The organism is Burkholderia sp. EMB26, assembly GCF_024730645.1.
Classification (GTDB): domain Bacteria; phylum Pseudomonadota; class Gammaproteobacteria; order Burkholderiales; family Burkholderiaceae; genus Burkholderia; species Burkholderia cenocepacia.
In genome coordinates, this window is record NZ_CP078070.1 from 1,349,853 (window position 1) to 1,363,502 (window position 13,650).

Annotated in this window: 13 protein-coding genes; 10 read left to right on the forward strand and 3 right to left on the reverse strand. The window is 65.3% G+C overall.

What is annotated here, in order from left to right; all coding sequences use genetic code 11:
• Nucleotide 1 precedes the first annotated feature (1 nt).
• The 10 genes from KU887_RS06480 to KU887_RS06525 are packed head-to-tail and all read left to right on the forward strand — an operon-like array spanning nt 2 to nt 10,666.
• Entirely contained in the window at nt 2–2,377 is a 2,376-nt protein-coding gene (locus KU887_RS06480) for a transglycosylase SLT domain-containing protein (protein ID WP_258255282.1), read from the forward strand.
• Nucleotides 2,378–2,380: 3 nt separating this feature from the next.
• Entirely contained in the window at nt 2,381–4,978 is a 2,598-nt protein-coding gene (locus tag KU887_RS06485; protein WP_258255283.1) for a hypothetical protein, read from the forward strand.
• Complete coding sequence (locus KU887_RS06490) at nt 4,978–5,364, forward strand: hypothetical protein (protein ID WP_258255284.1); 387 nt, start codon at nt 4,978–4,980, stop codon at nt 5,362–5,364. The genes KU887_RS06485 and KU887_RS06490 overlap by 1 nt, the downstream gene beginning before the upstream one ends.
• Nucleotides 5,351–6,994: a phage terminase large subunit gene (terL, locus tag KU887_RS06495; protein WP_258255286.1), complete on the forward strand. Its 1,644-nt coding sequence runs from the start codon at nt 5,351–5,353 to the stop codon at nt 6,992–6,994. The genes KU887_RS06490 and terL overlap by 14 nt, the downstream gene beginning before the upstream one ends.
• Nucleotides 6,995–7,032: 38 nt before the next feature.
• Nucleotides 7,033–9,048, forward strand: coding sequence for a glycosyl hydrolase family 28-related protein (locus tag KU887_RS06500; protein ID WP_258255287.1), 2,016 nt, complete (start codon nt 7,033–7,035; stop codon nt 9,046–9,048).
• A gap of 10 nt (nt 9,049–9,058) precedes the next feature.
• Entirely contained in the window at nt 9,059–9,394 is a 336-nt protein-coding gene (locus KU887_RS06505; protein WP_258255288.1) for a holin, read from the forward strand.
• The gene (locus tag KU887_RS06510) at nt 9,394–9,672 is read left to right on the forward strand and encodes a holin (protein ID WP_258255289.1); all 279 of its coding nucleotides are present in this window, start codon (nt 9,394–9,396) and stop codon (nt 9,670–9,672) included. Before KU887_RS06505 ends, KU887_RS06510 begins: the two co-directional genes overlap by 1 nt.
• Entirely contained in the window at nt 9,659–10,153 is a 495-nt protein-coding gene (locus KU887_RS06515) for a glycoside hydrolase family 104 protein (protein ID WP_258255290.1), read from the forward strand. The genes KU887_RS06510 and KU887_RS06515 overlap by 14 nt, the downstream gene beginning before the upstream one ends.
• Nucleotides 10,150–10,452 (forward strand): hypothetical protein, encoded by a 303-nt coding sequence (locus KU887_RS06520; protein ID WP_258255291.1) that lies wholly within the window; start codon nt 10,150–10,152, stop codon nt 10,450–10,452. The genes KU887_RS06515 and KU887_RS06520 overlap by 4 nt, the downstream gene beginning before the upstream one ends.
• Nucleotides 10,421–10,666 (forward strand): hypothetical protein, encoded by a 246-nt coding sequence (locus KU887_RS06525; protein ID WP_258255292.1) that lies wholly within the window; start codon nt 10,421–10,423, stop codon nt 10,664–10,666. Before KU887_RS06520 ends, KU887_RS06525 begins: the two co-directional genes overlap by 32 nt.
• Nucleotides 10,667–10,933: 267 nt before the next feature.
• Here KU887_RS06525 and KU887_RS06530 read toward each other — a convergent pair whose 3' ends face one another.
• The 3 genes from KU887_RS06530 to KU887_RS06540 all read right to left on the reverse strand — a co-directional run bounded on the left by KU887_RS06530 (nt 10,934) and on the right by KU887_RS06540 (nt 13,611).
• Nucleotides 10,934–11,920 carry an SDR family oxidoreductase gene (locus tag KU887_RS06530; RefSeq protein WP_059721331.1) on the reverse strand — a complete coding sequence of 329 codons (987 nt, stop codon included), beginning with the start codon at nt 11,918–11,920 and terminating at the stop codon, nt 10,934–10,936.
• 154 nt (nt 11,921–12,074) lie between these two features.
• Nucleotides 12,075–13,079: a zinc-binding dehydrogenase gene (locus KU887_RS06535; protein WP_258255293.1), complete on the reverse strand. Its 1,005-nt coding sequence runs from the start codon at nt 13,077–13,079 to the stop codon at nt 12,075–12,077.
• A gap of 103 nt (nt 13,080–13,182) precedes the next feature.
• Nucleotides 13,183–13,611, reverse strand: a complete 429-nt coding sequence (locus KU887_RS06540; RefSeq protein ID WP_006497649.1) for a DoxX family protein — start codon at nt 13,609–13,611, stop codon at nt 13,183–13,185.
• Between the last annotated feature and the right edge of the window lie 39 nt (nt 13,612–13,650).

The following is a 13,650-nucleotide window of genomic DNA, read 5'->3' on the forward strand; positions in this document are numbered from 1 at the left end:
CATGCCAATCGATCCCCTCTACGAAGATACGACGAGCGCCTACCTGTCCGGTCAGGGCAACGTTCAACTGCCGCCCGAACCGAAGCCGCAGCCGTCGACCGGGCTCGGCTCGCTCGGTACGGCGGTCAGCCTCGGCGCCGTGCAAGGTGCGGCGCGCCTCGCTGGCGCTGCTGCGGACCTGACGGCCGGCGCGAGCCAGATGGTCACCGACCCGAGCGAGCTGCTGCTCAATCCGCAGCTTCAGGCGGAAAACGATCGACGGCTCAACGAGACCCTGCAGAAGCAGCGCGCCGGCACGCTGTACACGTCGGCGGCCGGCCAGCGCCTGTACAGCCTGTCCGACATGCTCCGGCCCGATCCGCAGAACACGACGACCACGGACCAGATCGTGCAGGGCGCAGTCAGCGGCCTGACGCAGATCGTGCCGGCGGCGGTGCTCGGCGGCCCGCTGGCCGGCGCGGCGGTGGGCGGCACGTCGATCGGCCTCGGGCGCGCCGAGGAACTGAAGCGCGAGGGCGTCGACGTCGGCACGCGGACGGTGGTCGGTGCAGTCGAGGGCGCGCTCGGCGCGGCCGGTGCCGTGCTGCCGGCCGGTGGATCGACGATCGCGCGCACGCTCGGGCTCGTCGCGGTTGGCGGCCCGGGTATGGCGATCAGCCAAGCAACTGCCGAGAAGGCGATTCTGCGGAATGCCGGATACGGCCATCTCAGTGACCAGATGGGTGATCCTCTCGATCCGCTGAACTGGGGGCCGGCGACACTGATGGCAGGTTTTTTCGGAGGACTGCATGCGGGCGGCATGGCGATGACCGCCCGCGCGGCGCGCGCCGCCGACCCGGCCACGCCGCTGCCGACCCTCGACGTCGCCGTGCGCAAGCAACTGCCGTACGACTCGCCAATCCTGTCCTCGTACATCACGACGGCCGCGCAGCGCGAGGGCGTGCCGCCGGGCCTGATGCTGGCGCTGATCCACGCGGGCGAGCGCTCGAACTCGAACCAGGTGTCGCGCAAGGGCGCGGCGGGCGTCGCTCAGATGATGCCGGAGAACCTGAAGAAGTTCGGCGTGACCGATCCGACCGACCCGGTGCAGTCGATCGACGGGATGGCACGCTACCTGAAGGCCACGCAGGACCAGTACGGCGGCAACGTGCAGGCAATGATCGCCGACTACAACGGCGGCCCGCGGCAAGCTGCTGCCGTGCTGCGCGGCGAGCGGCCGCCCGCCGCCGAAACGGCCGCGTACATCGACCGAGTGAACGACTACCTGACGAACCGTGTTGGGGACGATCTGCGCTTCAACCCATCCCCGCAGGAGGTCGACGCCGCGCTGATGGCGCGCGGGCAGCGCATCGTCGACGACGCGTACGTGTTCGGCACGCCGGACGACGTGAACGGCATGGCCGCGCACCAGGACGCTTTCGAGCTTGCCGCGCGCCAGATGGATGACGGCGGTTATCCGGACGTCTCACGCTACTTCATGCCGGACGACGTCACGCGCGCGAACGCGCTCGAAGGGCTGATCTCCGACGCCGAGTCGTACCGCGGCGATCTGGCCTCGACGGCGTCGAATCTGGCCGAGCCGGGAGCCGTCGCGCAGGCGCGCGCGGAACTCGACCAGCTGCGCGCGAACGCACCGGACACGTCGCCCGAAGGCGTCAAGGAACTGACGCGCCAGCTGCAGGCGCAGGGCACGAAGTACAAGGCAGCGGCGGCCGAGGCGCAGCGCCGCATCGACGCGGCGCAGGCCGACCACGAGGCGCAGGTCGCGCGGCTGGAGGGCATGATCCGACAGAACGCCGAAGCGCAGCGCGCGAGCGACCAGCTGCTGACGCTCGACTCGCAGATCGAGCAGATGCGCACCGCGCGCGCCGGCATCGACGTGCCGGCCACGCGTCGCACGCAGATCGCCGACTTCGTGTCGAGCCTCGCGCGCGCGCAGCGCGAGGCTGACCGCGCGCCGGCCGTGCGGCGTGACGAGGCGGCGCAGCGGAACGCTGATGTGACCGCGGCGACCGCCGAGCAGACGCCGTCGATTTCGCCAAGTGCGGCCGCTTCTGCTGCGCGCGCGCCGTCGAGCGCCGACATTCTGGCCGCTGCAGTGCGCGACCTGACTGGCACGGGGGAGCCGGCCGCGCGACCAGCGTCTGCCATCGAATCGAACCTGCGCGAGGCCGCAGCGGCGACGCCGGATCGACAGGTGCACGTCGATGTCACTGCCGACCTCGAGACCTTTGCACGCACTGGCGAGCGCACGGTCGAATTCAACGGCTCTTTGCGCGACGCTCTCGATAAAGTCGATGAGCAGTATGACGCGACGATGGCCGACGCGAAGCTATTCGAGGTGGCGGCTAATTGCTTTATCACGACACTGGGGTAATCCATGCATGCAAAATGCGCAGCGGCGGTCGCACAGGCGGCCGGCCGAGACCTGACGAAGGCCGAACTCGACGGCATCGAGAACCGTGTGCGCGCTGGCATGCGTGCCGTGTCGCGGCAGGACCGCGCCGCGTGGAATTCGATGACCGAAGCGGAGCGTGTGCAGGCGGGCGCCGACTGGGCTCGGCAGCAGCTCGAAGGCGAGGCGAATCTCGATAAGGCCCGCAAGCAGCTGCAGATCGCGAAGCAGATCGAGACGACCGACCGGATTCAGGAGGCGCTGTTCGCCGATCCTGAGCGCGCGTATGCGAAGGGGGCACGTTCGAAGGCAGTCAAGTCGGACATCGAGCGCACGTATGAGCTGGCGGGCGGCATCAAGGCCGACTACATGCGGCAGACGATGGGCGCGATCGAGTCGATGAAGGAGGGGCAGAACTTCCTCGCGCGTGCCTTCGATGTGGACAATCCGGCGATGGAGCGCGACATCATCCGCGAGATCTACCGCGGCGCCGACGGGTCGACCGGAAACGAGGTGGCGAAGGCTGCGGCCGAGCAGATCAGCAGCACGTCGAACGCGATGCGCGAGCGCTTCAACCGGGCGGGCGGCAACGTCGGCCAGCTCGACTACGGCTACGTGCCGATCCGCCACTCGCAGGCGAAGATCCTCGGCAACGGTTCGGACGCCGCGCGTCATGCGTGGGCCGACTTCGTGCTGCCGCGCCTCGATCGCTCGCAGTATCTGGATGACGCTGGCAACCCGCTGGACGATGCCGCGCTGCGCCGCGTGCTGACCGGCGAGGATCGTGAGGCATGGGAAGCCCGCAATATCGCCGCGCGCGGCATGGGTGTCGAGCCGCGTAAGCAGGGCGTCTGGGACACGATCGCGTACGGCGGCGTCAACAAGATCGTGCCCGGCGAGACCACGGGGGGCGCCGCGCGCGCGAACGCCGGCTCGCAGCATCGCGTCCTGCACTTCCAGAACGCTGACGCGCACATCGAGTACAACCGCGCATACGGTGAGGGCTCGCTGCTGAACGCGCTGATCGACCACGTAGGTGGCATGTCGAAAAATATCGCGCTTGTCGAGCGCTACGGTCCGAACCCGACGCGCAACATGCGCACGCAGATGCAGCTTACGGCGCTACACGACAACACGGAAATGCGCACGCTCGAAGGCGGCATGACTTCGATCGGCGCGTACTGGAACTACGTGACCGGTGTGACCAACACGCCGGTCAATCCCGCAGTCGCGCGTCGGATGGAGACAATCCGCACGACGGTCAGCGCGATCAAACTGCAGAGCACGATCCTTGCCGCGCTCGGCGATGTCGGCACGATGTTTGTGACCGCCGGCTATAACCGCGTGCCATTCTTCAAGACGCTCGGCACGGCCACGCGCCTGATGGTGCCCGGCTCGAAGGAATACCGCAGCTGGCTCACGTCGCAGGGGCTGATAGCGGAAACGCTGGAGCACGGCATGAACCGGTGGGGCACGGATCACCTTGCGACGACGTGGGCGAAATGGCTGTCGGCACAAACGATGAAGTTTGGCGGCGTCACGGGATGGACGGATGCGATGCGCACCGCGTTCCAGGCGCAGATGATGCGCGGCCTCGCCGATATCGGTGGCACGGAGTGGGGCAAGCTCACCGAGTGGGATCGCCGTTCGCTGACGCGCTCGGGCATCACGGCCGACGACTGGGCGCTCGTGAACCGCGCCACGCCCGGCGAGTACAACGGCTCGAAATACCTGACTCCGGATGCGCTGTACGGAACCGGCGACGCGCGTGCCGCCGACGTCGTGCCGAAGTTGCTCGGCATGATCCGCGATGAAGGCGAGTTCGCCGTGCTGAACCCTGACCTTCGAACGAAGGTGCTCGCCGCAGCAACGCCCGGAACTTTGCAGGGGGAATTGCAGAAGACATTCCTGCAGTTCAAGTCGTTTCCGCTCGCTATGGTCACCAGGCACTGGGGGCGCGTCAACGAAATGCGACGCTCGGGCGACTATCGCGTCGAGGGCGCGCCGACGCTCGCGAGCCCGATGGTGTACGGAACTGCCCTTGTCGTCAGCACGACGCTGCTCGGCGCGCTCGCCGTCCAGTTGCAGAACCTGCTGCTGGGGAAAGATCCGGAGCCGATGGCCGACGACGTGAAGCATGGCGGTGCATTCTGGTTCCGCGCATTCACGAAGGGCGGCGGCGCAGGCTTCGCGGGCGACATGCTCGCGGCGATGCTCACCGGGAAGAATCCGGCGGAGGCAGTCGGTAGTGTGTTCGGTGGCCCACTGGTGTCGACTGCAATTCAGGCCGTCACGCCATTCTCGAATAACGCGATGGCGGCGGCCGAAGAGAAGGACACGCATCTATCCGCCGATCTGCTAAAGGTCGCGCAGTCGAACATGCCGCTCGTGAATCTCTGGTTCTGGAAAACGGTGTGGAACCGGCTGATCTGGGACAACATCGCCGAGAACCTGTCGCCGGGCGTGACGTCGCGAAACGTGGCGAAGTCGCGCCAGCAATACCACAATGACTACTTCTGGGAGCCGGGCACGAGCGCACCGCAGCGTGCTCCGGATCTCAGCAACGCGTTCCAGGGGGGATGATGCGGCAGGATCAATACGAGCGCCTGCAGGCGCTGTCGGAGAAGCTGACCGACGTGTTTCTCGATGAGGCCGACCCGGACCGCTGGCCGGGCGCGGGCGTCGCGCTGGCGACGATGGAGAAGGCGACGCGCGGCGATCGGTACTGGTCGAAGAAGAACGCGGCCGCGACGGTGATGCTGATCGGCCGCGTGCACTCGCTGGTCAGTGTGATCCAGCTCGCGAGCAAAGGCGGCGAAGGCGCAGCTGCCGGCGGTGTGAGCGAAACCGAGGCCGAGCTCGACGCGGAAGTCGCGGCTGCCGAGAAGGAGGCCGAGCGGCTGCTCGACCAGGTGCAGCAGCGAGCGCGAAAGGCCGAATTCGACAAGCGCGCGCATGGAAAATCGTAAGGTCGGGTTCCTCGCCTTTTTCCTGATGTGGGCGAAGCAGCAAGGCTGGAAGGTGCCTCTGCTGCACGTCCGGGTCTGCCATTGGCTGGAGACCTGCGACGACCCCGTGCGCGTGCTGCAGGTGTTCCGTGGTGCGGCGAAGTCGACCATCTACGCGGTGTTCAAGGCGTGGTGCCTGTATTGCGATCCGAATCTGCGCTCGCTGATCTGGTCCGCCGACGGCCCGCTGTCGAAGAAGCTTACCCGGGACGTCATCAACGTGCTGCGCCGGCACCCGCTGTGTGCGGGCATCCTGCCGACGAAGCCCGGTGCGCAGATGTTCTGGGTAAACGGCGCGAACGACCCGCGTAACGCCAGCATGACGGCCGTCGGCGTCGACCAGAACGTGACGTCCGCCCGCGCCGACAGCATCGACTACGACGACGTCGAGGTGCCGAAGAACATCCGCACGCCCGAGGCGCGCGAGAACCTGCGCCTGAAGATCCAGGAGGCAACCTTCATCCTCGTGCCCGGCGGCCAGGAGACGTACATCGGCACGCCGCACACGCACGACTCGATCTATCCCGAGCTGATCGCGGCCGGCGCCGCGTCGCTGAAGATTCCGCTGTTCGAGGCCGGCGTTCGTTATGAGGACACGTCGTCCGAGACGCGCTACCGCTTCGACTTCACGCCCGGCGAAGACGGCCTGTACGTGATGGCTGGCATCTTCAAGCATGCGCGCCTGCTGCGCGAGGGCGTCGATTATCGCGTCGAGGGTCGAGAGGTCGTGTTCTCGCGTCCGCCCGGCACGGTGATCGACATCTACGCGCACTGCGCATGGCCCGAGCGCTTCACGCGCGACGACATCGAGAAGCGCCGGAAGAAGTGCCGCACGCTGAACTACTGGGATTCGCAGTACCAGCTCGAAGCGAAGCCGCTCACCGAGGTCCGGCTCGATCCCGCAAAACTTCGGCCGTACAACGTGCACCCGATCGTCGAGCGTGCGAACCGCGAAATGCGCATGATGCTCGGCGACACGCGCATCGTCAGCGCGCGCGCGTACTGGGATTGCGCGACGGGCAAGGTCGGCAGCGACGATTCGGCGTTTTCGCTGGTGCTCGACGACGCGGCCGGCAACTATTACTGGCACGTCGCGCAGGCGATGATCGGCGAGTTCGCCGAATTTTCGAATGGCGAGAATTCGAAGATCACTGGCGGCCAGGTCATGCAGGTGTGCGATCTGGTCGAGCGCTTCGCTATCCCGCTGATCTACGTCGAAACGAACGGTGTCGGCTCGTTCGTGCCGCAACTGCTGCGCAAGGCCCTGCGCCAGCGCAAGCTCGTGTGCGGCGTGAAGGATATCGCGGCGACCGTCAACAAGAACGAGAAGATCCTCGCGGGCATCGAGCCGCCGTTGAAGTCGGGCGTGCTCTGGGCGCACGTCGACGTGCTCGACAGTCCCGTGTGGGACCAGATGCAGTCCTTCAATCCGTTAGTGAAGCGGCAGCCCGACGATTTCATCGACTCGGGAGCCTCCGCGATCCTCGAAAGCCCGGTGCGCATCGGCCGGATAGTCGGGAATCCGACAGCCTCCGAGGGGCACGATTGGCGTCCATCAGTGGGCGTCCATGAGGTGACGCTCGAAGTCTAGCGCCGCCCGTGCGGCGCGCCACTCGTAGAGGTCGCCGCGTGACTGTTCCCGTCCAAAATCCGAGCATCTCCTATGTCGGGAACGGCGCAACTAAAGCGTTCGCGTTCCCGTTTGCGATTCTCGAAAGTGCCGACTTGGTCGTGTTGCTCGATGGTGCCCCGCAAACGGTCGGAGTGCACTACACGATCGATGGAATTGGAAACCCGTCAGGTGGCACGGTGACGTTCTCGACTGCGCCGGCTGCCGGCGCGAACGTCACGCTGTACCGCGAGATCTCGATCGAGCGCGACACCGACTACCAAGACAACGGGGATCTGCTCGCCGACACAGTCAACTCGGACTTCGATCGAATCTGGATGGCGATCCAGGACGGGAATTTCGGTCTCTCGCGCGCCGTTCGCGTGCCACGCTCCGACGTCAATCCGAACATGACCTTGCCGCCGGCGTCTGTTCGCGCGAACAAGGCGCTCGGCTTCGACAACGACGGCAACCCGTTTGCGATCGATCTGACCATCGGCTCGGTGCTCGCGCCGGTGGTGCACAGCATCGCGATGTTGCGTCTCGTCTCCAAATTCTTCGCAACGGATGTGTTTGTCCTCGGCTACCGAAAGCCGGGGGACGGAGCGGGTGGCGCGTTCTTCAAACAGTACGACATCGCACCGTTGGGTTGGGAGAACGGCGGAACCCAGATTGTTGCGGCTGATGGCGCGGGATGGCAGTTGCAATTCACGAGCCCCGTGTCAATCAGGCATTTCGGTGCATACGGCGACAAAATCCACGACGATTATGCGGCGATTCAGGCCGCTCTCGATGCAGGCTTGCCTGCGCTGTACATTTCGCCGGGCGACTACCTTCTGTCTCAGCAACTGCAAATTCGGAACAGTATTCACCTGTTCGGTGAGGGATATCCCCAGTCGATCCTGTGGCCAGACGACAGTATCTCGGCCATAAAGGTAACGACGCCGAATCCGGTTTTTCTGGAAAAATTCGGCCTGCTATACACGGTTCGTCAAGCAGCCAATCTGTCGGCCGTGGATGTGGATCCAGATACCGGCCAGAATGGCACGAGCACGATGCGAGATGTGTTCATCGCTCGCTGCAATGTCGGCGTGAGTTGGCAGAAGAGTGCCTTGTTCTCGATGAAACGCTGTTTCGTCCAGGATTATTCGTGGGCGGCCTTGGTCGTGTCGAACTCGGCCTATGCCGACAACGGCGACAGCTCCATCGAAGACTGCACGTTCTTCAACTATTCAGACTTCCCGAACTCTCGAGCGATCGAGTGGCATAGCTCGGGCGGACTGCGCATCACCAACAACAAATTTGCAGCGTGCCACTATGGTGTGAAGGTCGAATATGACTCGACGCTTGATCCGGCAACAGCGCAGCTTCTGATTCAGGGGAATTCGTTCGACGGCATGCGTCGTGCTGCAGTGAGCATGAGCCGGAATGGCGCACACAATTCGTTCAATTCGATCATCATCAAGGGCAACGTTTTTCCTGAGTGCGCGGGCGTATTGAGTGCGCCTACCGATCCAGCTGGACCGTGGATCAACACGCTGGTGTTGGAAGGCAACACGTGGATCAGCCCGCAAACCGGGACCCCGTTTTTTGCATCCATCAGCCCCGTCAGCAACTTCAACATCGGCAGCAATGCGCTATTCGGTAATGCTCCAGGATCGATTGGTTTCTCAATTGGGGCGCAGGCGCAGGCCGGCATCATCCAGGGCAATAATCTGTCTGGCGCATTTGCCACGACGCTCTACATAGATCCGACTGCTATCGCGGTTCGTGCGGTCGACAACCAGGGTATCGATCCGCGCGGGCCACTATCGCCGGCAGTTGGTGCGTCGCCGTGGACGTTCGCAGCGGGCCCGTTCCACACGACCCTGTATATCAGCTCCGATTCTTCGATCGTCGCTGTAACGCAGGGGGGCGGCAACATTCTGCCGAAACCCACTGGCGCAAATCAGACCTTCACGCTTGTTCTCGACCCGCTGGAGGCGGCGATCATCACTTACACGGGCACGCTGACAGCCTGTGGCATGTCCCACTAGCGAGGAACACATGGCTGAACCAACAACGAGTGCAGTTGCAGCGGCGGGTGCACTTCTCGTGAAGATCGTGCCGGGCGCCGTCGGTTCTCTGATCGCGCTTCGTTTCATCGGTGACGGGCTGACGGGCCGCCAGAAAGCCGTGTCGTTTTTATCCGGGGCAGCGTTCGCCTATTACGTCGCGCCGTGGATCGTCGGAAAGTTCGAGATCACCGACAGCGGAGCGCAGCAGGCAATCGGGTTTCTGGTCGGCCTGTTCGGCCTGGCCGTCACGAAAGAGCTGTTCAAAGAAATCAACAACGCAGACTTCATCGGGGCTTTGAAACGACGCATTTTCGGAGGTCCCTGATGGTCACGATTTTCGTTTTCGCAAACCTCATCGTGCTCGCGTTCTGCATCTGGATCGCTGTCACCGACGCGATCGCAACAGGCTGGTGGGGCACAGTCGGCTTCTCGATCATCGGCCTCGCGGCCGCCGTCAACGTCCTGAAGCCGATCCGCATGCTTCCTGTGATCGATCTGCCCGAGACGCTGATGATGGTCGGCATGGCGATCGTGTGCCTGTGGGTGATGGGGCGCAAGGCTTACTGGTGGACGAAGGAGCACAAGCACAATGGCGCGCATTGACGCAGCCGCCGCGGGCGGCAAAAACCGCATCGCCTTTCTCGACATGATCGCGGCGAGCGAGATCACGCCCGCATTGCTGGCGAAGTCGGATGACGGGTACAACGTGCTCGTCGGCGCGACGCCGGCACGGCCGTTGCTGTTTTCGAGCTACGCGGCGCATCCGAACGTGCTCAATCGACAGATCCCGGTTCCATCGACGGCGGCCGGACGATACCAGATCCTCTATCGCTGGTGGCGTATCTACCAGGCGCAGATGAAGCTGCCCGACTTCGGCCCGGTATCGCAGGATCGCTACGCGCTGCAGCAGTTGCGCGAGCATGGCGCGCTGCCGCTGATCGATGCCGGGCGCTTCCGCGAAGCTGTCGCCAAGGTGTCGAACGTCTGGGCCAGTCTGCCGGGCGCCGGCTACGGGCAGCACGAGAACGACATCGAGCGTTTGCTAGCTGCGTATCAGGCCGCTGGCGGGGAGATCAAATCGTGACCGCAATCGTACCCATCCTTCTGAAATTCGGCCCGTGGCTACTCGCCGCGGCCGGCGTGCTGTTCGGCATGTTCCGGCATCAGCAAGCCAAGGCCGATTCTGCCGCCGCGAAGGCGCAGAGCGCGGCCGCTGACGAGAAGGTCGCGCAGACACAGGCAGCGGATGCTCAGGCGAATGCTACCGCACAGGCAGCGGCCGCCGACGCGGGCGCCGCGCGTGCAAACGCGGAGACCGATATCGCGGGGCAGCCCGCTAGCGAGGTGCGCAATGAACTGCAGGACTGGACTCGCGGTAGCTAGCGCGCTCGCGCTGCTGGCCGCCTGCAAGACGTGCCCGGCGCCGAGCGCGCCACAGGTCGAGGTGCGAACGAAGGTCGTCGACACCGCCTGCACCTGGACGAAGCCGATCTATCTCGACAAGACCGACGTGCTGTCGGATGCCACGGCGCGCGCGGTGCTCGCGCACAACCAGGCCGGTGCGAAGGTGTGTGGCTGGAAGCCGATTGGGAAGTAGCGGCGGGGCGCCGGTTCGGGTCCGGCGCGAATCCCGCCAACTTTTACCCATTCATTACGCACGATTCACTGGAACCCTTGGAGTTATGCGGCTGTCGATTTCCGGTCCCCGGCACCATCGATTGCGTTGATGCGATTCGATTCGATGAAGGTGTGAAAAACCCGCGAGAAATACAGCGCTCGCGGGTTTTTTATTGGTCCGGCGTCGCCATCGACGCAGGGCTGCGCCGCTGGCCGGGACGTGAAGAATGTCGCCGCTTGTCGCGTGTCAGAAAATCCCCAGCCCGCCGTCCGCGCCCCAGACCTGCCCGTTCGCATAGCTCGTTTCCGACGCCGCGAGCGCGACATACAGCGGGGCGATTTCCGCCGGTTGCCCGGGCCTGCCGTACGGCGAGCCCGCCGCATAGTTGACGACCGTCTCCGGTGGCTGACCGCCGCTCGATTGCAGCGGCGTCCAGTAAGGGCCGGGCGCGACCGCATTGACGCGAATGCCGCGCGGCCCGAGCTGTTTCGCGAGCGATCGCGTGAACGCGATGATGCCGGCTTTCGTCGTCGCATAGTCGAGCAGGTTGGCGCTCGCCCTGACTGCCTGGACCGACGTGGTGTTGATGATCGACGCGCCGGGCGGAAGATGCGGGATCGCCGCCTTCGTGATCCAGAACATCCCGTAAAGATTGGTCTTGACCGTCGCATCGAAGTGCTCGGTCGTCATCTCGCCGATCGAATCGAGCGCCTGTTGTCGGGCGGCGTTGTTGACGAGAATGTCGAGGCCGCCGAGTGCTTCCGCCGCGCGTGCGACCAGTCGCTGGCAGAACGTTTCGTCGCGGATGTCGCCCGGCAGCGCGACGGCTTGGCGTCCCGCTGCCCGGATCAGCGCAACGACTTCCCGCGCGTCGGATTCCTCCACAGGCAGGTAGCCGATCGCGACATCCGCCCCTTCGCGTGCGAACGCGATGGCCGCTGCCCGGCCGATGCCGGAGTCGCCGCCGGTGACGAGCGCCTTGCGGCCGACGAGCCGGCCACGGCCGCGATAGCTTTGCTCGCCGTGGTCGGGGCGCGGCTGCATCCGGCTCGCGAGTCCCGGCGGCGCCTGGACCTGATGCGGGAACGGCGGCTTCGGGTACAGATCGACCGGATTCGTCAGGCCCTGCGCGGCGGGCGGCGCGTCGACGGCATGCGCGGTGGACGGGCCGAGTGCGGACATCGCGGCCAGTGCGCCAAGATTGCCGATGACATGTCGGCGCGACACGCGCATGCCTGCTTCGTTATCGTCGTCTTTCAACAGATGCTCCGTGAGCGAAATCGCGCGTCGCGTTCCGTGCCGTCCGCGCGAAAGTGGATGATCGCCGTACGGCCGGCGAAATCGTCGGCGCGCGACGACGGTGCCGTCACGCGCCGGTACATCGCGTTCATTCGACGCGCAGGATCAGCTTGCCGGTCGTCTGGCCGGTTTCGAGCGCGTGATGCGCGTCGGCAATCGCGTCGAATCCGTAGCTGCCGCCGATCAGCGGCTTCAGCTTGCCGGTCGAGAGCAGTCCGAACAGTTCGCCGAGTGTCCGGCGCACGACGTCGTCGTTGAGGAACGCGTGCAGCGCGAAGCCGGACACCGATCGGCAGCCGAAGATCAACGCATTCATCAGCGCGTCGTCGACCGTCAGGAGTTGACCGCTCGCGGCACCGTAGCTGACGAACCGGCCGTATATCGCAAGGCCCGATACCAATGTGCGCGCGACCGTCCCGCCGATCGAATCGAACACGACGTCCGGGCCCTCCCGGCCGGTGGCATCGCTCAATTGATCGGCCCAGTGCGCGTCGCGATAGCTGATGGCCCGATCGGCGCCCAGCGTTCGCACCGCATGCAGTTTGGCCGGCGCGCCTGCGAGGCCCGTGATCGAGCGCGCTCCGTCGAGTCTCGCCAGCTGGATCAGCATCGAGCCGACGCCGCCGGCCGCGGCGGTGATCGCGACCGTGCGTGCGGCCACCGGCGTCTCGCGCAGCAGCACGCGGGCCACCAGCCCCTGCAGCATCACGGCGACCGCATCGTCGTCGGAGACTTCGTCGGGAATCGCGGTAATCAGCGCGGCGCCGAGCGTCACGTATTCGGCGTAGCCGCCGGTCGCGCGCATCGCGCCGAACAGCGGCGCCGCGACGCGTGCGCCGATCCGGATGTCGCGGACGTTCGCGCCCACCGCGGCGACGGTGCCGACGACTTCCGAGCCGGGCACCGCGGGCAGCGTCAGCGCCGGGCCCGGATAGGTGCCGGCGCGTTGCAGCGTTTCCGCGAAATTCAGCCCGACGCGCGTGACGCGGACGAGGACCTCGTCCGCGGCAGGCGTCGGACGCTCGATCACGACGGGACGCAGGACGGAAGGATCGCCGACCCGCTCGATCTGGATGGCATGCATGCTGCTCATGGAAACATCTCGCTTGAAAAGGGGGCGTTCGCCCCGGGGGGATGAATGAAGCGCGGACGCGATGCGGCCGCGCAAGTGGGGGTGTTGCCGCAGACGTGACGGATCAGTCCGGTTGCGCGCGGTCGAGCGCGAGACGGCCGGCGCCATGCAGGAACAGCGCGAGGAGGCCGCCTGCCATCGACAGGTTCATCATGAAGAACGTCTGCTGCGTCTGGTCGCCGCCGCCGTGGAAGATCACCGCGGCGATGATCGAGAAGATCGCGAGCCCGAGCGCCGCGAGCCGCGTCATGAAACCGGTGATCAACGCCAGGCCGCCGGCGATCTCGACGACGATCACGAGCGGAAGCAGCGCGCCCGATACGCCCATGTGTTCCATGTACTGCTGGGTACCCGCATAGTTGAAGATCTTGCTGATCCCGGCGCCGAGATACACGCCGGCGATGAGGAGGCGCACGAGGACGGACAGCACGAGGTTGACGACGGGCGTCTGCACGGTCGTTTTGTAAAGTGCGCGGTTGATCGAATTGATCATTGGGAATCCATAATGAATGAGTGGGCGGGCGGTCGAGCC

Excerpts from the sequence above, each read along its gene's own strand:
- KU887_RS06480 (WP_258255282.1), top strand. The coding sequence starts at position 2 with ATGCCAATCGATCCCCTCTACGAAGATACGACGAGCGCCTACCTGTCC.
- KU887_RS06485 (WP_258255283.1), top strand. The coding sequence starts at position 2,381 with ATGCATGCAAAATGCGCAGCGGCGGTCGCACAGGCGGCCGGCCGAGAC.
- KU887_RS06490 (WP_258255284.1), top strand. The coding sequence starts at position 4,978 with ATGCGGCAGGATCAATACGAGCGCCTGCAGGCGCTGTCGGAGAAGCTG.
- terL (WP_258255286.1), top strand. The coding sequence starts at position 5,351 with ATGGAAAATCGTAAGGTCGGGTTCCTCGCCTTTTTCCTGATGTGGGCG.
- KU887_RS06505 (WP_258255288.1), top strand. The coding sequence starts at position 9,059 with ATGGCTGAACCAACAACGAGTGCAGTTGCAGCGGCGGGTGCACTTCTC.
- KU887_RS06510 (WP_258255289.1), top strand. The coding sequence starts at position 9,394 with ATGGTCACGATTTTCGTTTTCGCAAACCTCATCGTGCTCGCGTTCTGC.
- KU887_RS06515 (WP_258255290.1), top strand. The coding sequence starts at position 9,659 with ATGGCGCGCATTGACGCAGCCGCCGCGGGCGGCAAAAACCGCATCGCC.
- KU887_RS06525 (WP_258255292.1), top strand. The coding sequence starts at position 10,421 with ATGAACTGCAGGACTGGACTCGCGGTAGCTAGCGCGCTCGCGCTGCTG.
- KU887_RS06530 (WP_059721331.1), bottom strand. The coding sequence starts at position 11,920 with ATGCGCGTGTCGCGCCGACATGTCATCGGCAATCTTGGCGCACTGGCC.
- KU887_RS06535 (WP_258255293.1), bottom strand. The coding sequence starts at position 13,079 with ATGAGCAGCATGCATGCCATCCAGATCGAGCGGGTCGGCGATCCTTCC.
- KU887_RS06540 (WP_006497649.1), bottom strand. The coding sequence starts at position 13,611 with ATGATCAATTCGATCAACCGCGCACTTTACAAAACGACCGTGCAGACG.